This window comes from Planotetraspora kaengkrachanensis, assembly GCF_016862895.1.
In the GTDB taxonomy this organism is placed as follows: domain Bacteria; phylum Actinomycetota; class Actinomycetes; order Streptosporangiales; family Streptosporangiaceae; genus Planotetraspora; species Planotetraspora kaengkrachanensis.
Genome location: NZ_BONV01000026.1, coordinates 105,659 through 129,579, shown reverse-complemented (window position 1 = coordinate 129,579; position 23,921 = coordinate 105,659). Strand labels below are relative to the sequence as shown.

At 69.0% G+C, this 23,921-nt stretch carries 20 protein-coding genes; 9 read left to right on the top strand and 11 right to left on the bottom strand.

Going from position 1 to position 23,921, the window contains the following annotated elements:
• Positions 1 to 134 precede the first annotated feature (134 nt).
• Positions 135 to 2,057, top strand: a complete 1,923-nt coding sequence (locus tag Pka01_RS25635; protein ID WP_203885425.1) for an ABC transporter ATP-binding protein — start codon at positions 135 to 137, stop codon at positions 2,055 to 2,057.
• A gap of 14 nt (positions 2,058 to 2,071) precedes the next feature.
• On the opposite strand, the gene Pka01_RS25630 is transcribed toward Pka01_RS25635, so the two are convergent.
• Positions 2,072 to 2,464 (bottom strand): MerR family transcriptional regulator, encoded by a 393-nt coding sequence (locus Pka01_RS25630; RefSeq protein WP_239115292.1) that lies wholly within the window; start codon positions 2,462 to 2,464, stop codon positions 2,072 to 2,074.
• 101 nt (positions 2,465 to 2,565) lie between these two features.
• Between Pka01_RS25630 and Pka01_RS25625 the strand changes: the two genes are divergently transcribed.
• On the top strand, positions 2,566 to 3,477 hold the full coding sequence (locus Pka01_RS25625; protein WP_203885423.1) for an aldo/keto reductase: 912 nt from the start codon (positions 2,566 to 2,568) through the stop codon (positions 3,475 to 3,477).
• Between the two features lie 12 nt (positions 3,478 to 3,489).
• Here Pka01_RS25625 and Pka01_RS25620 read toward each other — a convergent pair whose 3' ends face one another.
• Positions 3,490 to 4,140 (bottom strand): TetR/AcrR family transcriptional regulator, encoded by a 651-nt coding sequence (locus Pka01_RS25620; RefSeq protein ID WP_203885422.1) that lies wholly within the window; start codon positions 4,138 to 4,140, stop codon positions 3,490 to 3,492.
• A 77-nt stretch (positions 4,141 to 4,217) separates the two neighbouring features.
• Here Pka01_RS25620 and Pka01_RS25615 point away from each other — a divergent pair, with 77 nt between their 5' ends.
• The gene (locus tag Pka01_RS25615; RefSeq protein ID WP_203885421.1) at positions 4,218 to 5,504 is read left to right on the top strand and encodes a GH1 family beta-glucosidase; all 1,287 of its coding nucleotides are present in this window, start codon (positions 4,218 to 4,220) and stop codon (positions 5,502 to 5,504) included.
• Positions 5,505 to 5,536: 32 nt separating this feature from the next.
• On the opposite strand, the gene Pka01_RS25610 is transcribed toward Pka01_RS25615, so the two are convergent.
• The gene (locus tag Pka01_RS25610; RefSeq protein WP_203885420.1) at positions 5,537 to 6,424 is read right to left on the bottom strand and encodes a coiled-coil domain-containing protein; all 888 of its coding nucleotides are present in this window, start codon (positions 6,422 to 6,424) and stop codon (positions 5,537 to 5,539) included.
• Between the two features lie 237 nt (positions 6,425 to 6,661).
• Here Pka01_RS25610 and Pka01_RS25605 point away from each other — a divergent pair, with 237 nt between their 5' ends.
• Positions 6,662 to 9,721 carry a M14 family metallopeptidase gene (locus tag Pka01_RS25605; RefSeq protein WP_239115291.1) on the top strand — a complete coding sequence of 1,020 codons (3,060 nt, stop codon included), beginning with the start codon at positions 6,662 to 6,664 and terminating at the stop codon, positions 9,719 to 9,721.
• Positions 9,722 to 9,963: 242 nt separating this feature from the next.
• Entirely contained in the window at positions 9,964 to 11,400 is a 1,437-nt protein-coding gene (locus Pka01_RS25600) for an aldehyde dehydrogenase (RefSeq protein WP_203885419.1), read from the top strand.
• A gap of 159 nt (positions 11,401 to 11,559) precedes the next feature.
• Here Pka01_RS25600 and Pka01_RS25595 read toward each other — a convergent pair whose 3' ends face one another.
• Positions 11,560 to 12,315 carry an alpha/beta hydrolase gene (locus tag Pka01_RS25595; RefSeq protein ID WP_239115290.1) on the bottom strand — a complete coding sequence of 252 codons (756 nt, stop codon included), beginning with the start codon at positions 12,313 to 12,315 and terminating at the stop codon, positions 11,560 to 11,562.
• 480 nt (positions 12,316 to 12,795) lie between these two features.
• Here Pka01_RS25595 and typA point away from each other — a divergent pair, with 480 nt between their 5' ends.
• Positions 12,796 to 14,649 carry a translational GTPase TypA gene (gene typA, locus Pka01_RS25590; RefSeq protein ID WP_203885418.1) on the top strand — a complete coding sequence of 618 codons (1,854 nt, stop codon included), beginning with the start codon at positions 12,796 to 12,798 and terminating at the stop codon, positions 14,647 to 14,649.
• 369 nt (positions 14,650 to 15,018) lie between these two features.
• A complete protein-coding gene (locus Pka01_RS25585; RefSeq protein ID WP_203885417.1) occupies positions 15,019 to 15,648 on the top strand; it encodes a superoxide dismutase family protein in 630 nt (209 codons plus the stop codon).
• A gap of 3 nt (positions 15,649 to 15,651) precedes the next feature.
• Here Pka01_RS25585 and Pka01_RS25580 read toward each other — a convergent pair whose 3' ends face one another.
• The 5 genes from Pka01_RS25580 to Pka01_RS25560 all read right to left on the bottom strand — a co-directional run bounded on the left by Pka01_RS25580 (position 15,652) and on the right by Pka01_RS25560 (position 19,715).
• Complete coding sequence (locus Pka01_RS25580) at positions 15,652 to 16,278, bottom strand: DUF2461 domain-containing protein (protein WP_203885416.1); 627 nt, start codon at positions 16,276 to 16,278, stop codon at positions 15,652 to 15,654.
• A gap of 56 nt (positions 16,279 to 16,334) precedes the next feature.
• Positions 16,335 to 17,843 (bottom strand): helicase HerA-like domain-containing protein, encoded by a 1,509-nt coding sequence (locus tag Pka01_RS25575; RefSeq protein WP_203885415.1) that lies wholly within the window; start codon positions 17,841 to 17,843, stop codon positions 16,335 to 16,337.
• The gene (locus Pka01_RS25570; RefSeq protein ID WP_203885414.1) at positions 17,840 to 18,655 is read right to left on the bottom strand and encodes a polysaccharide deacetylase family protein; all 816 of its coding nucleotides are present in this window, start codon (positions 18,653 to 18,655) and stop codon (positions 17,840 to 17,842) included. Before Pka01_RS25570 ends, Pka01_RS25575 begins: the two co-directional genes overlap by 4 nt.
• 33 nt (positions 18,656 to 18,688) lie before the next feature.
• Positions 18,689 to 18,994, bottom strand: a complete 306-nt coding sequence (locus Pka01_RS25565; protein ID WP_203885413.1) for a hypothetical protein — start codon at positions 18,992 to 18,994, stop codon at positions 18,689 to 18,691.
• Between the two features lie 142 nt (positions 18,995 to 19,136).
• Positions 19,137 to 19,715 (bottom strand): helix-turn-helix domain-containing protein, encoded by a 579-nt coding sequence (locus Pka01_RS25560; protein WP_203885412.1) that lies wholly within the window; start codon positions 19,713 to 19,715, stop codon positions 19,137 to 19,139.
• A gap of 69 nt (positions 19,716 to 19,784) precedes the next feature.
• On the opposite strand from Pka01_RS25560, the gene Pka01_RS25555 reads away from it, so the two are divergent.
• Positions 19,785 to 20,621: an EamA family transporter gene (locus Pka01_RS25555; RefSeq protein WP_203885411.1), complete on the top strand. Its 837-nt coding sequence runs from the start codon at positions 19,785 to 19,787 to the stop codon at positions 20,619 to 20,621.
• A gap of 72 nt (positions 20,622 to 20,693) precedes the next feature.
• On the opposite strand, the gene Pka01_RS25550 is transcribed toward Pka01_RS25555, so the two are convergent.
• Positions 20,694 to 21,290, bottom strand: coding sequence for a sigma-70 family RNA polymerase sigma factor (locus tag Pka01_RS25550; RefSeq protein ID WP_203885410.1), 597 nt, complete (start codon positions 21,288 to 21,290; stop codon positions 20,694 to 20,696).
• A gap of 262 nt (positions 21,291 to 21,552) precedes the next feature.
• Between Pka01_RS25550 and Pka01_RS25545 the strand changes: the two genes are divergently transcribed.
• Entirely contained in the window at positions 21,553 to 22,626 is a 1,074-nt protein-coding gene (locus Pka01_RS25545; protein ID WP_203885409.1) for a PLP-dependent cysteine synthase family protein, read from the top strand.
• Positions 22,627 to 22,672: 46 nt separating this feature from the next.
• Here Pka01_RS25545 and ftsY read toward each other — a convergent pair whose 3' ends face one another.
• Entirely contained in the window at positions 22,673 to 23,848 is a 1,176-nt protein-coding gene (gene ftsY / locus Pka01_RS25540) for a signal recognition particle-docking protein FtsY (RefSeq protein WP_203885408.1), read from the bottom strand.
• Positions 23,849 to 23,921 lie beyond the last annotated feature (73 nt).

Genomic DNA, 23,921 nt, shown 5'->3' with positions numbered 1-23,921 from the left:
GGTCCCGCCCGGAAGCCGATCACGGGCCGGGCCGCACCGTCACCGCTTCGCGCGGCGGAAAGCGGGTGCACCAGGGTGACGTCAGGGTCACCGGCCGTGGCGGATTGTCGGTCGGGGTGTTCACACTGACACGCATGGCTGTCATTCCCCCCGGCACGGCCCGACGCGATCCCCCCGGTGACTCCGATCCGGACGGGGATGTGCCGGACCTCGCTGATCTCGACGCGATCACGTGGTTCCGCCATGGTGACGCCATGGCGGGCGTCGGCTTCCTCACCGTGGCGCGCCGCCTGCCGTACCTGATCCGGCAGGCGCTCGGCATGGCCTGGCAGGCGAGTCCGCGCGACACGACGGCGACCGTCGTGCTGAGCGTGCTCGGGGGCGTCTTCACCGCCTTCGGGCTGCTGGCAACCACGGGTGTGCTGACCGCGCTGTTCGAGTCGGGCCCGACTCCCGACCGCGTCCGGGCGGCGCTGCCCAGCCTCCTGCTGGTCGGCGCCGCGGCGACGATCAGGACCGTCCTGCAGGCCGGCGCCGGGTGGGCGCAGAGCAGGCTCGGCCCGCAGGTCGACAGGATCGCCGAGCAGCGCCTCTATGGCCTGACCAGCCAGGTCGACCTGGTGAGCTTCGACGATCCCGACTTCCACGACTCGCTGCAGCGGGCGCGGATCCGCGGCATGGACACGGCCGACGCGGTGGTGCGCACCACGATCGACAGCCTCACCGGCGCCATCGGAATCGTGGCGGCCGCCGGAGTGCTCGGCGTCCTGCACCCGGTGCTTCTTCCGTTGCTGCTCCTGGCGGTCCTGCCCGACGCGTGGGCGGCGGTGCGGGCGGCCCGGATGGGCTACTCGACCGACCTCCTGCTCGTGCCCCAGCGACGTCGCAAGTGGATCGTCACCGAGCTGCTCGCGGACAAGGACACCGCCGCCGAGGTGCGCACGTTCACCATGCGCGGCTTCCTGCTGCGGATGTACGACCGCATCGCGCGGTCGGAGCAGAGGGTCCTGCTCGACCTGGCGAGGCGCCAGACGTTCGCCCGCGTGGCCGGCGAGGGGCTCGGCGGCATCGGGCAGGGCGCGGTGTTCGTGGCGCTCGGCCTGCTCCTGGCTCTTGGCGCGGTCCCGCTCGCGGTGGCCGGCACCGCGGTGCTCGCCATCCGGTCCGGCCAGACGTCCCTGGCCAACTTCATGTACGCGACCAACCGGCTCTACGAGGAAGGGCTGTACTTCACCGACTTCCTCGAATTCATCGCCCAGGCCGAGTCGCGGGTCCCGGCCGGGCGGACCGGTGAGGCGCCCACCCGTTTCGACCGCATCCTGGCCGAAGACGTGACCTACAGCTATCCGGCTGCCGACACCCCCTCGCTTCGCGGGGTCACCGTCCATGTCGACCGCGGGGAGGTCGTGGCCCTCGTCGGCGAGAACGGGTCGGGCAAGACCACGCTGGCGAAGATCCTCGCGGGGCTCTACGACCCGGACAACGGGCGTGTCATGTGGGACGAGACCGATCTGAGGCAGGTCGATCCCGACCGGCTCAGGGCGAACATCGCGGTCATCGCCCAGGATCACACCCGATGGCCCCTGACGGCCCGCCACAACATCACCATGGGCATGGAGAAGTCCGAGGAGGCGATCCACCAGGCGGCGGAGGTGGCCGGGGCCGACCAGGTCATCGCCGAGCTTCCCCACGGATACCGCACGCTGCTCGACCGGCGGTTCAAGGACGGACAGGAGCTGTCAGGCGGCCAGTGGCAGCGGATCGCCGTCGCCCGGGGGTTCTACCGGGACGCCCCTCTGCTGATCTGCGACGAGCCGACCGCCGCGCTGGACGCCCGGGCCGAGCACGCTCTGTTCGAGCGGATCAGGCGGCACGCCGACGGCCGGACGGTCGTGCTGATCACACATCGGCTGGCGAGTGTCCGCTATGCCGACCGGATCTACGTCCTCGACCACGGCAAGGTCGTGGAGCAGGGCACCCACGTGGAGCTCATCACCCTCGACGGCCTCTACGCCGACCTCTACAACCTGCAGGCCGACGCCTACCGCGACACCTGAGTCACGACGCCTGCTCACCCTTGGGCGTCGTAGACGCCGTCGGGGATGGACAGGACGTCCTTGTAGTACTGGATCTTGCGCTGGAGCGCCTCCTGCTTCTCCCGCAGGTCGGCGAACTGCTCCTCGACTCTCCGGTCGTGCGCCTCCAGCACCTCGACGCGCTCCCGGATGGTCTGGTCGCCGGCCCGCACCAGCTCGGCGAAACGCACCATCTCGGCGATGGGCATGCCCGTGTCCCGGAGGCAGCGGACCATGCCGAGCCAGCTGACGTCTCCCTCGGTGAATCTCCGCTGGCCCGACGCGTTGCGCCCGATCGGTTCCAGCAGGCCGATGCGCTCGTAGTAACGGAGGGTGTCGAGGCTGAACCCCGTCTCCTCGACGACCTGTCCGGGGGTGTAGGCGACCACGCCTTCGATCCTGGCATGCGTTCCGCCCGGGCGTGGCGGCCGTCCTCCCCGGAAACTCGGGGGTTGCGCTGGAGTGCACTCCAGCTTGCAGGGTGGGCGGCATGACGATCGCATTGGGGACCATCCCCTTCGGGACCACCGTGGACGAGGAGACCTCCTTCGCCATCCTCGACCGTTTCGTCGAGGGCGGGGGAACACTCGTCGACACCGCGAACAACTACCCCTTCTGGCTCTCCGGCGCGACCGGCGACGAGAGCGAGGCCACGATCGGCCGATGGCTCGCCTCCAGGCGAAACCGGGACCAGGTCGTCGTGAGCACCAAGTGCGGGGGCCGTCCGACGGTCCCCGGTGACCTGACGCTCGACTCGGCCGAGGGACTGTCGGCCCGTGTGATCCGGGACGCGGCCGAGGGCAGCCTGCGGCGTCTCGGCGTCGACCACATCGACGTCTACTGGGCCCACATCGAGGACCGTTCGGTGCCGCTGGAGGAGTCCGTCGGGGCCTTCGGCGACCTGGTGACGTCCGGGAAGGTCAGGGAGATCGGCGCGAGCAACCACGCCACGTGGCGGCTGGAGCGGGCCAGATCACTGGCCGCGGCGCAGGGCCGGACGCCGTACACCCATGTCCAGCTCCGCCACTCCTACCTGCGCCCGCGCCCCGGCGTGCGACTGCCCGAGGGAGGCCATGTGCAGGTCAGCGAGGAGACGCTGGACTACGTGCGCTCCGAGCCCGGGCTGACCCTCTGGGTCTACTCGTCGCTGCTCTCGGGCGCGTACACGAGCAAGCCTCTCCCGGAGACCTACGACCATCCCGGCACGGCCAGGCGGCTCGCCGTGCTCGACGAGGTGGCCGGCGAACTGGGCGCGACCAGGAACCAGGTGGTGCTCGCCTGGCTTCAGGCGCAGGGCATCGTCCCGATCGTGGGGGTGAGTTCGCTCGCCCAGCTCGAGGAACTGCTCGCCGACGTCAAGCTCGACGACGACCTGCGGGCGCGTCTCGACCTCCCCGCCTGATCACACCTCGGGCTACACGAGGTGGTCGGCGAGATAACGGCGGACCAGGCGCTTGCACTCGGCGATCAGGTCCGGGTCGCCGTCGGGGTGGGCACGGAACGCGAGTTTCAGGACCGCGTCCGCCGCCTCGACGGCCACCAGGAACGCCCGCGCCGTCTCCTCGCCCCGCGGCAGGCCGAGCACGTCGGTGGTGAGCGAGCGCAGCCGGTCGGCCACGATGACGTTGTTCTCCAGCGCGGCGTCCAGCATCCGCTGGGTGCCGGGCAGGCCGGGGCCGCCCGGCGACGCCTGGACCTCGCCGAAGTCGACGACGCCGAACCCGGGGACCGTCCGCTTCATCCGCACGAACTCGTCGATGCCCAGGTCGACCACGTCGGTCCAGCCCGAGGGAGCGGCGGCGGCCAGCCGGGTGGCCACGCTGTCGAGGAAGGCGTCGAGATTGCGCAGCGCGAGTGCCTTGACCAGGCCCTGCTTGTCGGAGAAGAACTGGTAGAAGGTCCCGATCGGCACCTCGGCCCGGCGCGCGACCTCCTTGGTCGTCAGCGCGTCGTACCCTCCCTCGTCGAGCAGCCGGGCGCACTCGTCCAGCATCCGCTCGACCCGCTCCTGACTTCGACGCTGGGCCGGCCGGCGACGCAGTGTTCCTCCCGTGGCGTCCGTCATTCCGTCATTGTCTCCCGATTCCGGCGGCAGGCGGTTTAACATGAGCTCTACTCACATAAGAGCGAGCAGGAGGCGGCATGTTCCTCTGGGGTACGGCCACCGCGTCCTACCAGATCGAAGGGGCCGCCCACGAGGACGGCAAGGGCCCGTCGATCTGGGACGCCTTCTCCCATGAACCCGGCCGGATCCGAGACGGCCACACCGGCGACGTCGCCTGCGACCACTATCACCGGTGGCCCGAGGACGTCGCGCTGATGGCGGAGGCGGGCCTGAACGCCTATCGCTTCTCGATCTCCTGGCCGCGCGTCCAGCCGTCCGGACGCGGCGCGGTCAACGCGGCCGGTCTCGACTTCTACGACCGCCTCGTGGACGCGCTGTGCGAGAAGGGCATCGCCCCCACGCCCACGCTCTTCCACTGGGATCTCCCTCAGGCCCTGGAGGACGAGGGCGGCTGGCTCAACCGCGACGTCTCCGCGTACTTCGCCGATTACGCCGCCGTCGTGGCGGACCGCCTCTCCGACCGCGTCACGACGTGGATCACGCTCAACGAGCCCTTCATCCACATGGTGTTCGGCTACGGCCTCGGCATCCACGCCCCCGGCAAGGCCCTGTTCCTCGACGCGCTGCCCGCGGCCCACCACCAGTTGCTCGCGCACGGCCTGGCCGTACAGGCCCTGCGCGGCGTCGGCGCCGAGCGCGTGCTGATCACCAACAACTGCACGCCCGTGTGGCCGGCCTCGGACTCCACCGAGGACCTGGCCGCCGCCGAGGCCTACGACACCCTGCACAACCGGCTGTTCAACGACCCTCTCCTCCTGTCCGCATATCCCGATTTTTCGGCGTACGGCATGGCAGAGCTGGACTTCGTCCGTACCGGGGATTTGGAGATCATCGCCCAGCCCCTCGACGGCCTGGGGATCAACTACTACAACCCCACCCGGATAGCGGGACCGGGCTCCGACAGCCTGCCGTTCACCGACGCCGGCGTCACCGGCTACCCAACAACGGCGTTCGGCTGGCCCGTGGTCCCCGACGGTCTGTGCGAACTCCTCGTCTCGCTCAAGACCCGGTACGGCACGGCGCTCCCGCCCGTCTACATCACCGAGAACGGCTGCTCCTACGAGGGCGTCGACGACCGGGCGCGGATCGAATACCTCGACGGCCACATCGCGGCCATGCGGCGGGCCCAGGCCGAGGGCGTGGACGTCCGCGGCTACTTCGTGTGGTCGCTGCTCGACAACTTCGAGTGGGCCGAGGGCTACCACCAGCGATTCGGGCTGGTGCACGTCGACTTCGACACCCAGGAGCGCACGCCGAAGGCGTCCTACCACTGGCTGAGGGAGTTCCTCGCGAAGCAGGGCTGACCGCCCTCAGCGCATCCTCTGGGGGCCGGCCGTCACAACACCGAGACGTGCACGTGGTCGTAGTGGTTGGCCGTGGTGCCGCCGCGGTCCTCCATCATCTTCCAGCCGCCGCCGGTGCGCATGTCGTAGATGCGCTGCTGCCAGATGATGTACATGATCCCGTACTGGTCGGCGTGGCTGATGCACCACTGGGCCAGGGCGTCGCCGCGCTCCTTGGCCACGGCGTCCGGCAGGCGGCCGCCGGAGCTCATCATGAAGTCGCAGGCGCGGCCCTTGCCGTGCTCGCCCGGGTCGCCGACGCGCAGGCATCCGACACCGAACGGCATCGGGAACTGCGACATGATCGCGGCCCGCACGTTGACCAGGCGGGCGGTCAGGCCCGACGCCGAGCCTGGCTGCTGGATGCCGAACTTGGCCATGCGCCGCTCGACGTCTCGCCGCTTCGACTGGAGGTCCTTGATGTCCTTCTCCAGCTTGGCGATCTCCTCGTCGGCGTCCTCCGTGGCCTTCTTGTGGTCCGCGATGAGCTGCCTGACGGTGGTGAGCTGCGCGGCCTTCTGCGTGGACAGGTACGACATCGTGGAGACGGTGCCGGGGTCGATGTTCAGGCTGAACAACTGCGAGTCGTCCAGTCCGCCGCCCATGTACGACGTCTGGGCGAACTCGGCGACCCGGTCCTCGGCCGCACCGAGTTGCCCCTTGAGCTTCTTGGCCCGGGACGAGGCCTTCTTCACGGCGGTCTTCGCGTCCTCGAGACTGGCGATCTCACCGCGGTAGGCCTTGGTGAGCTCGTCGGCCTGCTTGGTGAGCTTGGCCAGCGTCGCCTGCTCGTCCGGCGCGGCCTGCGCGACGGGTACCGCGAACGTTCCGAGTAACGCGGTGGCTACCACCGCCAGCCCCAGCAGGCGCCTCGGTCGCACGTGGCCTCCAATCCCATTCGGTCCGAAACTATAGAAGGCGATCTTTATGCCTGCTACCGGAACGGGAGAAACGCATGCCCCATTAAGGAGGAATCTCCCACTTTTTCGTGATTTGTGAGGATCTACCATTGAGCAAGCCGTGATCAATTCGTGACTTACACGAGTCCCGGCGTGACTTGCAGGTGATCTGACCGCAGGCGAGATTCGGGTGATCGTTCCCTACGAAGGGTCGTATCCATGTCCCGAAGACTGATCTTGTCAGTCCTTGCGGCCGGCGCACTGCTCGCGCCCCTGATGCCGACCGCCGGTGCACAGGCCGTTGCCACCGACCCCCTTCCACCCACGGACCAGATAGAGCTTTACGAGCTGGACAGCCCAGCCGGGACCGGCGGCACGCTGGCCCAGAAGGGCTTCGACATCGTTCAGCAGACGGCCGAGGGCGCCACGGAGCACATCGAGCTCACCGCCACCCCCGCCGAGCTGAAGAAGCTGCAGATCCTCGGCTACCGGCCGCAGCCCGTCCGCAACCCCCAGGGCCAGACGCAGTCGCAGGCCGCCCGGGCCCAGGCCGCCGGCGGGTACACCGTGTGGCGTTCCTACTCGCAGAAGGGCGGCATCGCCGACCAGCTCCGCGCCATCGCCGACGCCAACAAGGACATCGCGAAGCTCCAGTCGATCGGCAAGACCGTTCAGGGCAAGGACATCCTCGCCGTCAAGCTGACCAAGCTCGCCCGGGTCCTGCCGGACGGGGCCAGGCCGGCGGTGCTCTACTCCGCGACCCAGCACGCGCGTGAGTGGATCTCCACCGAGGTCGACATGCGCCTGCTGAAGTACCTCGTGGCCAACAAGTCCAAGCCGGAGATCGGCAAGCTGCTGTCCTCGACCGAGGTGTGGTTCGTCCCGGTGGCCAACCCGGACGGCTACGACTTCACCTTCACCGAGGGCAACCGCCTGTGGCGCAAGAACCTGCGCGACAACGACGGCGACGGGGAGATCACCGGGAACGACGGCGTCGACCCCAACCGGAACTACCCGACCAAGTGGGGCTACGACGAGGAGGGCTCGTCCAGCGTCTTCAGCAGCGAGACCTACCGCGGCAAGGCGCCGGCCTCCGAGCCGGAGACCAGGGCCATGGACGGGCTGCTCAAGCGGCTGCGGCCCAAGGCCCAGGTCAACTACCACTCCTACGGCCCGCTGCTGCTCTACCCCCAGGGCTGGCAGGTCGCCACCAAGACCCCCGACGACCCGATCTACCTGGCTCTGACCGGGACGGACGAGAACCCGGCGGTCCCCGGCTTCGACCCCGGCGTGGGCGCCGAGCTGTACACGACCAACGGCGAGACCACCGACCACGCCCACTCGAAGTACGGCACGCTGGCGTGGACGCCGGAGCTCGAGGAGGGGTGTGAGGGCTGCGGCTTCGTCTTCCCCGACGACGAGGCGCTGGTCCATGCCGAGTTCGAGAAGCAACTGCCGTTCGCGCTCGACATCATCAAGTCGGCGCCGAACCTGACCAAGCCGGTCAGCCACCTCGGCAACACCGTCCCCGACTTCGTCGTCGACAAGTTCGGCGTGAGCTACGGCAGGGACCAGGTCGTCCAGGTGGACGCCCAGCGCAGACTCGGCCCCGTCCTGCTCAGGTACCAGATCAACGGCGGGAGCCCGCGCGTCGCCCCGACGTCCGAGTGGAAGGGCGGCGAGCGTTACGGCGACGGTTACGACACCTACTTCCACCAGCTCCGCGGCACGGTCAAGGGCGCCAAGCCCGGCGACAGCGTGAAGGTATGGTTCACCTCGCTCACCGGCAAGAGCGAGTCGTTCACCTACAAGGTGGCCGGCGACATCGGCGGCAAGGTGCTCGTCGTCGCGGCGGAGGACGTCACCGGCGCGAGCCCGGCCCAGGGCGTGACCGAGGCCAAGTACGCCGACGACTACGCCACGGCGCTGTCGAAGGCCGGCTACAGCTCCGACGTGTACGACGTCGACAAGAACGGCCGTACCGCGCCGCATCCGCTGGGCGTGCTCAGCCACTACAAGGCCGTCGTCTGGGAGACGGGCGACGACATCATCCCGCGCGCGGCCGGCCAGCCCGCCGGCACCGCCGCGAACCTCGCGGAGGCGCTCGAACTGGCCTTCCGCGACTACCTCAACGAGGGCGGCAAGCTCCTCGCCACCGGCAAGTACGCGCTGTACCCACAGAACGTGAACGGCGCGTACTGGTACGAGCCCGACTTCCCTGGCCAGCCCGAGTGCACCACGGGCACCAAGCCGCCGTGTCTCGCGCTGAGCAACGACTTCGTGCAGTACTACCTTGGCGCCTACACCTTCGTGGACGGCGGCGGCCAGGACGCCGACGGCAACGCGCTTCCGCTGAAGGGCACGAGCGGCGCGTTCTCCGGCTTCCTCGGCACGCTCAACGGCGGGGACTCGGCGAACAACCAGGACCACACCTCGACGTTCGTGACGACCTCCTCGGTGTTGTCGCCGAAGACGTTCCCGCAGTTCGCCAGCTCGGCCCCGCTGAAGTGGCAGTACAGCGCGGGAGCACCCTTCAGCCCGCACACCGGCGCGTGGGACGTGCAGAGTGGCCAGGCCGACGTGTCCTGGAAGCGGCTGACCCGCACGATCGACCTGACCGGGAAGACGAGCGGCAACCTGTCGTTCTGGACGTCGTACAACACCGAGCCGAACTGGGACTTCCTGACCGTCGAGGCGCACACCGTGGGCCAGGACGACTGGACGACCCTGCCCGACGCCAACGGGCACACCTCGGACGAGACCGGCGACAGCTGCGCGAGCGGCTGGGCGACCATCCATCCGTCCACCGCGCACTACCAGACCTTCGACGGCGCGACCTCGTGCACCGCCACCGGCACCACCGGTTCGTGGCACGCGGCCTCCGGCTCGTCGAACGGCTGGCAGCAGTGGTCGATGGACCTGACCGCGTACGCGGGCAAGCAGGTCGAGGTGTCGATCTCCTACATCAGCGACTGGGGCACCCAGGGCCTCGGCGTCTGGCTCGACGACGCGACGGTCACGGCTGACGGCGCGGCCGTCTCCGAGACCTCCTTCGAGGGCGACCTCGGCGGGTGGACGGTCGCCGGACCGCCCGCCGACTCGGCCGAGGCTCCCAACGACTGGACGCGCAGCGACCAGTCACTCGAGGACGGCGCCGGCATCACCACGAAGGACACGGTGTACTTCGGCTTCGGCGCCGAAGGGGCGACCACCCAGGCCATGCGGACCGACCTGGTGAAGCGCTCGATGAAGCACCTGCTCAACCCGACCCTCCCGTAATCCCGCACGCGTACGGCTCCGGCTCCTTCGGGGGCGGGAGCCGTACGCACCGCGGGGGATCCACGCGCGGTGCGGCATACGCCGCCAAGCCCCCCGCCGCGGGGTATTGCCAACGAGCGACAGAACATGATTCGGTCTCACTGAGTGCGCGGGGACTTGTGACGTCCGGCGCGCGAGAACAGACTTGTCCGAGCAAGCGTTCGCTCAAATTCGTGAGGCGCGCCCGACCAGGAGGCAGGGACATGCTTCAGCACGACACGCTATTCATCGGGGGCGAGTGGGTGGCCCCCGCGGGCACCGGCACCATCGACGTCATCTCCCCCCATACGGAGGAAATCGTCGGGCGCGTGCCCGACGGCACCCCCGCGGACATGGACCGGGCGGTGGCCGCCGCGCGCGAGGCCTTCGACAACGGACCCTGGCCGCGCATGAGCATGGCCGAGCGCGCCGTGGTCGTCGGCAGGCTGGCGGAGATCTACGCGTCGCGTCAGGCGGAACTCGCCGACGTCATCACCCTCGAGATGGGCTCCCCCATCACGTTCTCGCAGCTCGCGCAGGCTCCCCAGCCGCTCGGCATGCTGCAGTACTTCGCCGGGCTCGGCGCGACGTTCCCCGAGGAGGAGGAGCGGCCCGGGACCTTCGGGCCGGTCACCATCCGCCGCGAGCCCGTCGGCGTCGTCGCCGCGATCGTGCCGTGGAACGTCCCGCAGTTCGTGATCATGACCAAGCTGGCCCCCGCGCTCGTCGCCGGCTGCACCGTCGTGATCAAGCCGGCCCCCGAGACCCCGCTCGACTCCTACCTCCTCGCCGAGATGATCAGGGAGGCGGGGATCCCCGCGGGCGTGGTCAACATCGTGGCCGCGGGCCGCGAAGCCGGCGAGCACCTGGTCTCCCACCCCGGCATCGACAAGGTCGCCTTCACCGGCTCGACCGCCGCGGGCCGCCGCATCGCCGCGATCTGCGGCGAGCAGCTCAAGCGCTGCACGCTGGAGCTGGGTGGCAAGTCGGCCGCGATCATCCTTGACGACTGCGACCTGCCCTCGGCGATGGGCTTCCTGTCGATCGCCTCCCTCATGAACAACGGCCAGGCCTGCGTCGCCCAGACCCGCATCCTGGCCTCACGGCACCGGTACGACGAGGTCGTCCAGGCCGTGGCCGACATGGTGACGAGCCAGGCCGTCGGCGACCCGGCGGACCCGGCGACCGGGATCGGCCCCCTGGTGGCCAAGCGCCAGCAGGACCGCGTCGAGGGGTACATCCGCGCCGGCCTCGACGAGGGCGCCAAGGCGGTGATCGGCGGGCTCGACCGGCCGTTCGACCGGGGTTGGTACGTCGCGCCGACCGTGTTCGCCGGCGCGACGAACGACATGCGCATCGCCCGTGAAGAGATCTTCGGCCCGGTTCTGACCGTGATCCCCTACGAGGACGAGGGCGACGCGATCAGGATCGCCAACGACAGCGACTACGGCCTGTCCGGCACGGTGTGGACGGCCGACGCCGATCACGGCGTGGACGTCGCCCGCCAGGTACGCACCGGGACCTACGGCGTCAACATGATGAACACCATGGACCCGAACACCCCGTTCGGCGGCTACAAGTCCAGCGGGCTCGGCCGGGAACTCGGCCCCGAGGGCCTGTCGGCGTATCTGGAGTACAAGTCGATCGCCCGCCTGGGCTGAGATGTGCACTTCCCGGTCCTGTACGGCGAGCCGTACAGGACCGGGAAGGTCGCCCAGCGCGCCCCCGCGTCGCTGGGCCACACCCGGAGGTGCGCGCCGGCCCCCCTTGACCGGCGGTCAGGGTCCATCGAGGGACCCGTACGTTCTAGTAGACGACCCTTATTGGGATTTGGTTCGCGAAATCCACCGGCCAATTTTCCGGATCAGTTCGGGCGTCGCCGCCGCCTCGGCATGGCCGAACCCCGGCTCGATCCACAGCTCCTTGGGGTCCTTGGCTCCCTCGTACAACTGGTGGGCGTGCTCCAGGGGGAAGAACGGGTCGGCGTCCCCGTGGACGATCAGCAGGGGCGTCGGCGAGATCAGCGCGGCGGCCTCGTGGGGAGGCAGCGGGATGGGATCCCACGTGCCGTTCGAAATCCTGGTGCGCTTGGCCACGCGGGCCGCGAGCCGTCCCGACCACCGCTCGATCGCCCAGTGCACCTGCCGCATCGGCCGGGTCCCCCGGTAGTACCAGCGAGCCGGGCCGCTCACCGCCACCACCGCGTCCACTCCCCCGTGCAGCCCCGCGTGCCGTACGGCGACGGCGGCGCCCATGGAGAAGCCCACGGTCACGACCTGCCGGTAGCCGATCGAGCGGGCGTGCTTCACCGCCGCCTCGAGGTCGAGCACCTCGAGATCACCCACGGTGGAGACGCCGCCGGACCGTCCGTGCCCCCGGAAGTCGAACGAGATCACGCCTCCGAAACCGGACAGGACGTGGACGATGCGCCGCGTGGGTCGCTCTCGCCAGGATCCCGTGAACCCGTGGGCGACGATGACGCCGAGGTCGAGCGAACCGTTGGGCGTGTGCGACGCGTCGATCCTGATTCCGTCGCCCGTCCGCAACATCGCCCCGAAGGCAGGAGCAAAACCCATGCCGCCGACCTTATTTCCTCACCTGTGCCGATCTCGGACGCCACCCCCCACCCCCATCCCCGTGATCATGCACAGATTCGCCCACAGGCCACCTGACCAGCCAAAACACTCCGCGTGATCATGCACAGGTTCAGAGAAACCCCCCACCACCTGGCCAAACACGATTCGTGATCATGCACGGATTCGCAAGAATCTCCACCACCTGCGGCATCACCGGCCACGATCATGCAATCGGCGGCCAACGCCGGAGAGGCCCGCCGGTCGCGACAGTCACGCACACGCACACCCGTAGGAAACCCGTAGCGAACCCGTAGCGAATTCGCCGCTAAAACCGCAGGTCGTGGGGATTCCCGCTTCCACGGCACATGGTGGTAACGGGGATCAACTAAAATCGAATGGCCGCACTCCGCGGCGGATGTCCGTCTCGCCGAAGTTCCGGGACGCGGACGACACCCCGACGAACTAGAGCGAGACTCCACTATGCCTTTGAACAGCCGCGACGACCTGCGGAACATCGCGATCATCGCGCACGTCGACCATGGCAAGACCACGCTGGTGGACGCCATGTTGTGGCAGTCTGGGGCGTTCCGCGCCAACCAGGACGTCGACGAGCGCGTGATGGACTCCAACGACCTCGAGCGCGAGAAGGGCATCACCATTCTCGCGAAGAACACCGCGGTCAAGCACGGCGGAATGACCCTGAACATCATCGACACCCCTGGCCACGCCGACTTCGGCGGAGAGGTCGAGCGCGGCCTGTCCATGGTGGACGGCGTGGTGCTCCTGGTGGACGCCTCCGAGGGACCGCTGCCCCAGACGCGCTTCGTGCTGCGCAAGGCCTTCGCCGCCAAGCTCCCGGTGATCTTGTGCATCAACAAGGTGGACCGGCCCGACGCCCGGATCGCCGAGGTCGTCGACGAGGTCTACGAGCTGTTCCTCGACCTCGACGCCACCGAGGAGCAGATCGACTTCCCCATCGTCTACGCCTCGGCCAAGGCCGGACGGGCCTCGCTCAACCGGCCGCAGGACGGCGGCATGCCGGACGCCGACAACCTCGAGCCACTGTTCGAGACGATCACCAAGACGATCCCGGCTCCCCTCTACGACCCGACCGCCCCGCTCCAGGCGCACGTCACCAACCTCGACGCCTCCAGCTACCTGGGCCGAATCGCGCTCTGCCGCGTTCACCAGGGCACGATCAAGAAGGGACAGCAGGTCGCCTGGTGCCGTACCGACGGCACGATCCAGCGCGTGAAGATCTCCGAGCTGCTCATGACCGACGCCCTGGAGCGCAAGCCCGCCGAGGAGGCCGGGCCCGGTGACATCATCGCCATCGCCGGCATCCCCGACATCATGATCGGCGAGACGCTGGCCGACCCGGACGACCCGCGGCCCCTGCCGCTGATCACGGTCGACGAGCCGGCGATCTCGATGACGATCGGCACCAACACCAGCCCGCTCGTGGGCAAGGTGAAGGGCTCCAAGGTCACCGCGCGGATGGTCAAGGACCGGCTCGAGAAGGAACTGGTCGGAAACGTCTCACTGCGCGTGATCCCCACCGACCGCCCCGACACCTGGGAGGTCCAGGGCCGTGGCGAACTCGCGCTGGCCATCCTGGTCGAGCAGATGCGCCGCGAGGGCTACGAGCTGACCGTCGGCAAGCCCCAGGTTGTGACCAAGCTCGTCGACGGAAAGGTGCACGAGCCGGTCGAGCGGCTCACCGTCGACTGCCCCGAGGAGTACCTGGGGGCCGTGACCCAGCTGCTGGCCGTACGCAAGGGCCGCATGGAGCACATGACGAACCATGGCACCGGCTGGATCCGCATGGAGTTCGTGGTTCCCGCACGTGGCCTGATCGGCTTCCGTACGGAGTTCCTCACCGAGACCCGGGGAACCGGCCTGGTCCACCACGTGTTCGACGCCTATGAGCCGTGGTTCGGCGAGCTGCGGACCCGCAACAACGGCTCCCTCGTCGCCGACCGGTCGGGCCCCGTCACCCCCTTCGCGATGCTGAACCTGCAGGAGCGCGGGACGCTGTTCGTCTCCCCCACCACCGAGGTCTACGAGGGCATGATCGTCGGCGAGAACTCCCGCTCCGACGACATGGACGTGAACATCACCAAGGAGAAGAAGCTCACGAACATGCGCTCGTCCACCAGCGACGAGACGGAGAAGGTGATCCCACCGCGCTCCCTGTCGCTGGAGCAGGCGCTGGAGTTCATCCGTGACGACGAGTGCGTGGAGATCACGCCGGAGACCGTCCGCATCCGCAAGGTCGTGCTCGACGCGGCCAGCCGCGGCCGCGCGACCGCGCGGGCCAAGCGCGTCAACTGACCGGGCCTCGGACGGCAGGCTCTGCCAAACGGCCTCGGGCCACGTCGAAGACCCGACGGCCGTGATCCGGCCGTGTGAACAGCGACGACGCCCCTCGTGGACATGCCAACGCGCATGATCACGAGGGGCGTTTTCGCTGGTCGGCTGACGTTTCGCCGAATCCGTGCATGATCACGGGCAGGGTCCGCCCAGGCCGGCCGCCGAATTCACGAACCCGTGCATGATCACGCGGCACAGGTGCGCGCGCATGATCACGCGGCGGCAAGGTGGGGGCAAACTGCGCTCCACGAGCGGCGTTTCCCCATCTCTCCCCCGATGCGGGCCGTGCTCTCCTGTGCCAGGTCACGAGCGCACACGAAGGAGCCGTCCATGCCGTCCATGCCGTCCATGCTTCGGAAGAGCCATCTCGCCCTGGCCGCCAACCTCGTCATCTGCGTCGGCACAGGGGTCCTCGCGCAGTCGGAGCCCGCTCGTCCCCCGGTGGGACCGTCGGCCATCGCCGTGATCAAGGACACCGCCGGAACCGCGCTCGGCACCCTGCGCATCGAGCGTTACGACATGACCAAGTCGCGGGTCACGGTCAACGTCCGCGGGCTCACCCCCGGATTCCACGGCCTCCACATCCACACCGCGGGCGTGTGCGACCCCCGTTCGGTGGACGCGGCCACCGGCAGCCCGTTCTCCAGCGCGGGCGCCCATCTCGACCCGACCGCCGGTTCGTACGGCATGGCGGCCGGAAACCTGCCCTCCCTGCTCGTGTCGGGCGACGGCACCGGCAACGCGTCGTTCGTGACCGACAGGTTCGCCATCGCGCAACTGGCGGACACCGACGGCAGCGCGGTCGTCGTGCACGCCAAGGCCGACAACTTCGCCAACATCCCCACCCGCTACACGCACCCCTCCGACACCACGGGCACCATCGGGCCGGACTCCACCACACTGAAGACCGGGGACGCCGGTGACCGGGTCGGCTGTGGCGTGATCAGGGTCCTCACCTGACGGTCAGCCGAGGTGAATCCTCAGCCAGTCGACCAGCGGGGTCAGCGACCGCCAGGTGACCCGGACCCGGTCGAGGGCCTCCGGAGTGTTCAGCCACAGCTCAGGCTCGAAGCGGCGGCCGGCGTGCAGCGACTTGTGCCGGAGCAACTCCAGGCGCGGGTGGTCCTCCGGCGCGCCGCGCGGCCGGGTCTTGAGGCGGTCGCCCCCGATGGCCAGCTCAGGCGGCAGTGACGCGAGCGCGGACTCGAGCCTGCCGCCCGCCACGTCGTCGTCGAGAGCGTCCCTGAAGCGGAGGATCTGGTCTCCCCCCGCCCACCAGCCGCCGGCCACGTAGAGGCCCTCGGCGTCGAGCTGCACGTAGTAGCCGACGCCGTCGACCCCCACCTGCACGTACGCCCCCTGGTGGGTCTTGTAGGGCGACTTGTCCTTCGCGAAGCGCACATCCCGGTTGGGCCGGAACAGGTGCGGCGTCCCGAACTCTGGGGCCAGCTCGTCCATCAGCGCCAGCATCGGCGCCTTCACCGCGTTGTCGTAGAGCTCTTTGTTGGCCGCCCAATACGACTTGGAGTTGTCGGCCACGAGACCCTCGTAGAAGATGAGCGCCTCGTCAGGAAACCCGCTGAAACCCATGGCACCCACCTTCGCACGCCCCTCCGACAACGGCGCCGCCGAAGGGGCGTGAGCGGTCAGCGCCGCCGTCTCGCGGTCCCGAAAATCGAGCGGGTGATCTCCCGGCCCAGCGCCGACGCCGCGGAACGGGCCAGCGACCTGAACTCCGACGAGCCGAGGACGCCCTCCAGGACCGACTTCTTCTGCTCCTCATGTCGCCGCCGCTCCGGCTCTGGTGGAGGAGCGCCGTAGGAGTCGGTGGAGGCGGGCGCGGCCAGACGGGAGCTGAGCATCTCGTAGGCCGACTCCCGATCGATCGCCGTGCCGTACCTGGCGAGGAGCGCGGAGGCCGCGACCACGCCGCGGACGACGGCGGGATCCGAGGGCGCCATCAGCGACTGGGGGGCGCGCAGACGGGTCCAGGCGACCGGTGTGGGAGCTCCGGTCTCCGAGAGCACGGTCACGACCGCCTCTCCGATGCCGAGCTCCGTCAGCAGCCTCTGCAGGTCGTAGTCCGACTCGGGAAAGGTCGAGACGGTCGCCTTCAGCGCCTTGGCGTCCTGCGGGGTGAACGCCCGCAGGGCGTGCTGCACCCGGGCGCCCAGTTGGGCCAGCACGTCGGCCGGCACGTCCTTGGGTGTCTGGGTGACGAGAAAGACGCCGATCCCCTTCGATCGGATCAGCCGCACGGTCTGCGTGATCGACTCCAGGAACGCCTTGGAGGCGTCATTGAACAGCAGGTGCGCCTCGTCGAAGAAGAACACGAGCTTGGGCTTGTCGGGGTCGCCCACCTCGGGCAGCGCCTCGAACAGATCCGCGAGCAGCCACATCAGGAATGTGGAGAACAGCCGCGGCCGGTCCTGCACGGCGGGCAGTTCCAGGATGGAGACGACTCCCCGGCCGTCCGGCGACTGCCGCAGCAGGTCGCGGGCGTCGAACTCGGGCTCACCGAAGAACGCGTCGGCGCCCTGCGCCTGGAAGTTGACCACCGCGCGCAGGATGACCCCGGCCGTCGCCGACGACAGGCCGCCGACGCCCTTCAGCACCTCGGGCGTCTCGGTCAGGTAGGTGATGACCGCGATGAGGTCCTTGAGGTCGAGCAGTGGCATGCCGTGCTGGTCGGCGAAGTAGAAGACCAGCCCGAGCGACGACTCCTGGGTCTCGTTGAGCCCGAGCACCTTGGACAGGAGGGTGGGCCCGAATGCCGTCATGGTGGCGCGCAGCGGGATGCCCTCCCCCATGCCTCCGAGGGAGAAGAACTCGACGGGGCAGGCCGTGGCCGTCCAGGACTGGCCCACTTCGGCCGCCCGCTTCGCCGTGCGGTCGGACGGGGCGCCCGGCGAGGCCATGCCGGAAAGGTCGCCCTTCACGTCCGCGAGGAAGACCGGGACGCCCTGGGCGGACAGTTGCTCGGCCATGAGCTGGAGCGTCTTGGTCTTGCCCGTGCCCGTCGCCCCGGCGACGAGGCCGTGGCGGTTCATCATCGCGAGCGGGATCCGGATCGGAGACGACGGGTCGGCCGTGCCGTCGTCCTTCACCAGGGCGCCCAGTTCGAGCGCCGGTCCCGGGAAGTCGTAGCCCTTCATTTGTTGTGGTACTGCTTTCCGGGAGTGACGCCGCCGAGCAGCTCCGGCACGGTCACATAGGTGAACTTCTTGCGGTCCAGCTCGTCGAGGAGGCGCGGGAGCGCCTCGACGGTCGTGGGGTGGATGTCGTGCATCAGCACGATGTCACCGGGCTTGGCCTCACCGGATCGTTTGGCCACGAGACCGGCGTTGCGGTCCCGCCAGTCGAGGGTGTCCAGGTCCCACATGATCTGGGCGAGCCCCTGCTGTTTCGCCATCGCCTCCACCTCGTGGTTGGTCGAGCCGTACGGCGGGCGCATCACGCGCATCCGCACCCCGGTCGCCTGCTGGACGACGTCCTGGGTGCGTTCGAGCTCACGCCGGAGCGCCGCCTCCGACAGCCCCACGAGCGAGGGGTGGCCCCAGGAGTGGTTGCCCAGCTCGTGGCCTTCGGAGACCATGCGCCGGACGATGTCCCGCGTGTTGTCGGTGACCATCTCGCCCAGCATGAAGAAGGTGGCGCGGGCGTGATGGGCCGCCAGGACGTCGAGCACGTGACCCGTCTGGTCGCCCGGCCCGTCGTCGAAGGTCAGCGCCACGCATTTCAGCTGGCGGCAGTCGATCTTCCTCGGCGGCGGCGCGACCGGCATCCGCGGCCCCGGCCAGCCGCGCTGCCTGGCCGCCAGCCTGCTGCCGAAAACCTCGGCGTCGAACTGGCCGCCCACGCGGAACGCGTGATGGGACTTGGAGGACGGACTCGGAACCGCGTGCGATCTGGCCTCGCCACATCCCGCGGCAAGCAGCAACGACAGCAGGACCCATCCGACCCGCATACGACCCCCCGGAGAGCTCGGGGGGTGCGGCAGCTACGGATGCTCCTTGACCCCTTCCCCCCGGAGAACCTTGGCCAGGTCTTCCCACCAGGGCGGCTCGTGTGCCCTGAGCTCGGCGTACCGCCGGGCGACCCGGATGGCGCATCCGACAGGGTCCGTACCCAGGTGCCGGCATTTCACGGCACCCTCACGCCAACGGTAAAGACCCTCCCGGAAGCTGACGACCAGGCCGATCCAGACCGAGAGGGTCACCTCATCACCGATCTCGTACGCGTCGGGAACCCCGAGCACGGCGAGCTCCGCGCGGAGTTTCTCAAGCGCGGCCTGCGACTCACTCACCCGCCACCACCCGCCGCTGGACGCTCACGATCCGTCGCCGAAGAGACGCACACAAAAAGGGATGTACCCAACCTTGAGCCGGCCCTCGCACACTCATGGAGTAATCATGAGACTCCGGAGCGTCACCGCGCAGCCGTACCCGTCAGTCATCAAGTCGTTCGGCGGGCTCGGTGACCACCATGACGAACCGGAGCGGCACGTCGCCCTCGTTGGCGTATCGGTGCGGGCGGTCGGCGCTGAAGACGACCGCGTCACCCGTCCCCACGACGTGGCTCTTGCCGTACAGGCTGATCGTGAGCTCACCGTCGAGGACCGTGATCATCTCGCGGGTCCCGGCGGGGTGCGCGTCGCCGTCGTGCAGCTCACCCGGGCCGAGCCGCCAGTCCCACAACTCGAGGATCGCGGGGGCGTCGGTGCCGACGAGCAGTCGCGCCGAGCCGCCTCCGCCGTGCTCGAACGTCACGATGTCGTCCGCGTGGACGATCCGCACCACGGGGGTGTCCGAGACCTCGACGAGCCGTCCGACGGTCACGCCGAGCGCGTCGCCGATCCGGCTGAGGGTGTTCACGCTGGGGTTGGTCCTGCCCTGCTCGATCTGGATGAGCATGCCGCGGCTCACGTTCGACCGTGCGGCGAGCTCGTCGAGTGTCATCCCACGGTGGGCGCGCTGCCCTCGGACGTTGGCCGCGATGGCGGCGGCGAGGATCTCCGGATCCGGCATGAGTACAGTCTAGTGATTCACATATACAATCCATTGCACTCTCATGATGTCGATTTGGATGGCGATCAGGTGACAGCGGCTGTACTCGCGACGGTGTGCGCGGTGATCTTCGGGACGGCCGACTTCTTCGGAGGTCTCGCCACCAGGCGCTCGCGCGTGCTCGCGGTCGTCCTGCTCTCGCAGGCCGGAGGGCTGCTGCTGATCGCGCCGCTGCTCGCCGTCCTGCCGGGCTCGCCCAGCCCGGCGGCCCTGCTGTGGGGGATGGCCTCGGGCGTGGCCGGCGCCTGCGGCATCGTGATGTTCTACCGAGGCCTGGCCACCGGTGTGATGTCGGTGGTAGCTCCCACCACCGCCACCGCCTCGATGGCGGTTCCGGTGATCTTCGGCCTGATCACCGGCGAGCGCCCGTCGTCGCTGGCGCTCGTCGGCGTGGTTCTCGGCCTGTTCGCCGTGACCCTGGTCAGCCGGTCACCGAACGAGCCGGCGAGAGGATCCCGGATCGGTTCGATCCTCAACGCCCTCGCCTCGGGCGCGGGGTTCGGCGGCTTCTTCATCCTGTTGAAGCTGGCCCCGGAGGACTCGGGCGTGTGGCCGCTCCTCGGCGCGCGCATCGCGTCGATCGTGCTGGTCGCGCTGCTCGCGGTCGTGACGCACAGGAGCCTGCGCCCCATGCCGGGGACGCTGCGCGTGACCTTCGCAGCCGGGCTGCTCGACATGGCCGCCAACGTGCTCTATCTCCTCGCCGCGCAGCGCGGCCTGCTCAGCCTGGTCGCCGTCCTCGTGTCGCTCTACCCCGCGAGCACCCTCCTGCTGGCGCGCTACGTGCTCGGCGAACGGCTGAGCCCGGTACAGATCACCGGGGTCGGCTTCGCGCTCGGGGCCATCGCCCTCATCGCCGCCGCCTGACCCCGGACACACAGGTACGGCTGCCGCGATGCGACAGCCGTACCGGGGAGAACCGCGGAGGAGGAGGTGATCTCAGGCGGCCACGGCGGGCTCGGGTACCCGGACCACGCCTTCTTCACGCGCGTAGCCCTCGAGCATTCCGCGAAGCTGCCTTCGGCCGCGGTGCAGCCGGGACATCACCGTTCCGATGGGGGTGCCCATCCGGTCGGCGATCTCCTTGTAGGCGAATCCCTCGACGTCGGCCAGGTAGACGGCCATGCGGAACTCCTCTGGAAGGGAGCGCAGGGCGTCCATCACGACGCTGTCGGGCAGCTGGTCGAGCGCCTCGTTCTCAGCCGAGCGCAGGCCGGTCGAGGTGTGGGACTCGGCGGCGGCGAGCTGCCAGTCCTCGATGTCCTCGGCGGCGGAGAGCTTCGGCGAGCGCTGCTTCTTGCGGTAGTCGTTGATGAAGTTGTTGGTCAGGATCCGATGCAGCCACGCCTTGAGGTTCGTGCCTTCACGGAACTGGTGATAAGAGGTGTAGGCCTTCGCCACGGTCTCCTGGACCAGGTCCTCCGCGTCGGCCGGGTTACGGGTGAGCCGCATGGCGGACGCGTAGAGCTGACCGGTAACCGGGACGACGTCGCGTTCGAACCACGCGTGTCGCTGCTCTTCAGTCATCGAGATCATCTCTTCCCCCTACGGAACTTCTCCCCCGTTACCCGTCCGGCATCGACCCATGCGAGAAGGCCTGGTTCATTTGCGGTCCCGGGACATCGTCCCAGCCGAACCGTAAGCATGGTGTTAAATGTTTCACCTGTTCAGCGGGGTCGCTCAGGCCGGGCGCCCGGCACGGGCAGGTCACGTGCGGGCCGGACGAATCTCAGTAGCGTAACACTCCAGCCTCAATCCGGAGTAAAGTGTGGCAAACCTCACTCGCTACAGTATCGGCATGAAACACGTGAACCGGCATGATCCCGTCACCCGGGCTTGGGCCGCCGACGCCATCTTGGCCGTGGAAGCCGACACGAACCGCAGTTGTGACACCCACCTGCATGTGTTCCCCCTCCCCTCTCACTGGGGCGTGGACCTCTACTTGAAAGACGAGTCGGTGCACCCGACCGGTTCACTCAAACACCGGCTCGCCCGCTCGCTTTTTCTGTACGGCCTGGCCAACGGGTGGATCGGCCCCACGACGACGATCATCGAGGCCTCCAGCGGGTCGACCGCGGTCAGCGAGGCCTACTTCGCCCGGCTTCTGGGGCTGCCGTTCATCGCCGTGATCCCGGCCACCACGTCGCCGGAGAAGCGGGAGATCATCGAGTTCTACGGCGGCAAGTGTCACCTCGTCGAGGACCCCGGGGCGATCTACGAGGAGTCCAGGAAGCTCGCCTGGGTGACGGGCGGCCACTACATGGACCAGTTCACCTACGCGGAGCGGGCGACCGACTGGCGGGGCAACAACAACATCGCCGAGAGCATCTTCCAGCAGATGACCCACGAGCGGCACCCGGAGCCTGCGTGGATCGTGGTGGGGGCGGGCACGGGCGGCACGTCCGCCACCGTCGGGCGCTACATCAGGTACCGCCGTCACTCGACCCGGCTGTGCGTCGCCGACCCCGAAGGTTCTGCGTTCTTCCCCTCGTGGATCTCGGGAGACGATCTCACCACCGGCCCCGGTTCGGGTATCGAGGGGATCGGACGGCCCCGCGTCGAGCCGTCGTTCCTGCCCACCGTGATCGACCGGATGACCCAGGTGCCCGACGCCGTGTCGATCGCCGCCATGCACTGGGTGAAGGAGGTCACCCGCCGGGACGTCGGCGGCTCGACGGGCACCAACATCGCGGCGGCAGTGGAGATCGTCAAGGAGATGCGGGCCCGGGGTGAGCAGGGAAGCGTCGTCACGCTGATCTGCGACGGCGGCGAGCGTTACCGCGACACCTACGGCGACGATCGATGGCTGGCCGACAAGGGCATCGACATCGAGCCCCACCTCGCCGACCTCCGCCAGTTCATGCGGAGCTGAGCCCTCCGGTCGCGGGGCCGCCCAGGCCCCGCGACGAGGGGCGCCGTCAGTCGCCCAGGATGGCGTCGACGAACACCTCGGGGTCGAACGGCGCCAGGTCGTCGGGGCCCTCCCCGAGCCCCACGAGCTTGACCGGGACACCCAGCTCACGCTGAACCGAGATCACGATGCCGCCCTTGGCGGTGCCGTCCAGCTTGGTCAGCGCGATGCCGGTGATGTTGACAACTTCGGCGAACACCTGAGCCTGGCGCATGCCGTTTTGGCCCGTGGTCGCGTCGAGGACCAGGAGCACCTCGTCGACCAGCGCCCGCTTCTCGATCACGCGCTTGACCTTGCCGAGCTCGTCCATGAGGCCGGTCTTGGTGTGCAGACGTCCGGCGGTGTCGACGATGACGGTGTCCGCGTGGTCCTCGAAGCCCCTCGCCACGGCGTCGAACGCCACGGACGCGGGGTCGCCGCCCTCCGGCCCGCGGACCACGGCGGCCCCGACCCGGTCGCCCCAGGTCTGGAGCTGGTCCGCCGCCGCCGCGCGGAACGTGTCGGCCGCGCCGAGGACGACCTTGTTCCCGTCGCCGATCAGCACCCGGGCGAGCTTGCCCGACGTGGTGGTCTTGCCGGTGCCGTTGACCCCGACGACCAGGACCACCGCGGGACGCTCACCGTGCGGCCGGACGTGCAGGGTGCGGTCGAGTTCGGGGGCGATCTGGGTGAGCAGTTCCTCGCGCAACATCGCCCTGACCTCGGTCGGCGTCCTGGTGCCGAGGACCTTCACCTTCGTGCGGAGATCCTCGACGATGGCCCGGGTCGGGGCCACGCCGACGTCGGCGGTGATCAGGTTCTCCTCGATCTCGTCCCAGACGTCGTCGTCGAGCCGGTCCCTCGAGAGCAGTTCGAGCAGTCCTCTGCCGAACGCGCTCTGTGAACGGGCCAGGCGCCCGCGCAGCCGTACCATCCTGCCCGCCGACGGCGGCGGGATCTCGATCTCCGGTGCCTTGACGAGCTCCTCGGCGGGCGCCGGCGGGGGCAGCGTCGTGGTCACGCCGCCTTCCTGGTCGCCAAGGCCGCCGCCTTGCGGCTCTTCGACGCCCGGGGCGCGCGGCGCCGGAGGCGCCTCCACCGTGGGGCGCTCCTTGGCCTTGGGCCGGAAGTACAGGAACAGGCCACCGATCGCCAGTACGGCGACGACGGCCACGATCACGATGACGCCGAGGTAACCATCCACAAATGCAGTTTCCCAGACACACCGCACTGCTCCGGTCACCAAACCGCGTCAGATGCCCCCGGCCGACCACAAG

Coding starts and splice junctions, on each gene's coding strand:
- Pka01_RS25625 (WP_203885423.1), top strand. CDS start 2,566: ATGACGATCGCATTGGGGACCATCCCCTTCGGGACCACCGTGGACGAG.
- Pka01_RS25580 (WP_203885416.1), bottom strand. CDS start 16,278: ATGGGTTTCAGCGGGTTTCCTGACGAGGCGCTCATCTTCTACGAGGGT.
- Pka01_RS25575 (WP_203885415.1), bottom strand. CDS start 17,843: ATGAAGGGCTACGACTTCCCGGGACCGGCGCTCGAACTGGGCGCCCTG.
- Pka01_RS25570 (WP_203885414.1), bottom strand. CDS start 18,655: ATGCGGGTCGGATGGGTCCTGCTGTCGTTGCTGCTTGCCGCGGGATGT.
- typA (WP_203885418.1), top strand. CDS start 12,796: ATGCCTTTGAACAGCCGCGACGACCTGCGGAACATCGCGATCATCGCG.
- Pka01_RS25585 (WP_203885417.1), top strand. CDS start 15,019: ATGCCGTCCATGCCGTCCATGCTTCGGAAGAGCCATCTCGCCCTGGCC.
- Pka01_RS25560 (WP_203885412.1), bottom strand. CDS start 19,715: ATGCCGGATCCGGAGATCCTCGCCGCCGCCATCGCGGCCAACGTCCGA.
- Pka01_RS25635 (WP_203885425.1), top strand. CDS start 135: ATGGCTGTCATTCCCCCCGGCACGGCCCGACGCGATCCCCCCGGTGAC.
- Pka01_RS25600 (WP_203885419.1), top strand. CDS start 9,964: ATGCTTCAGCACGACACGCTATTCATCGGGGGCGAGTGGGTGGCCCCC.
- Pka01_RS25595 (WP_239115290.1), bottom strand. CDS start 12,315: ATGGGTTTTGCTCCTGCCTTCGGGGCGATGTTGCGGACGGGCGACGGA.
- Pka01_RS25545 (WP_203885409.1), top strand. CDS start 21,553: ATGAAACACGTGAACCGGCATGATCCCGTCACCCGGGCTTGGGCCGCC.
- Pka01_RS25550 (WP_203885410.1), bottom strand. CDS start 21,290: ATGATCTCGATGACTGAAGAGCAGCGACACGCGTGGTTCGAACGCGAC.
- Pka01_RS25615 (WP_203885421.1), top strand. CDS start 4,218: ATGTTCCTCTGGGGTACGGCCACCGCGTCCTACCAGATCGAAGGGGCC.
- Pka01_RS25605 (WP_239115291.1), top strand. CDS start 6,662: ATGTCCCGAAGACTGATCTTGTCAGTCCTTGCGGCCGGCGCACTGCTC.
- Pka01_RS25620 (WP_203885422.1), bottom strand. CDS start 4,140: ATGACGGACGCCACGGGAGGAACACTGCGTCGCCGGCCGGCCCAGCGT.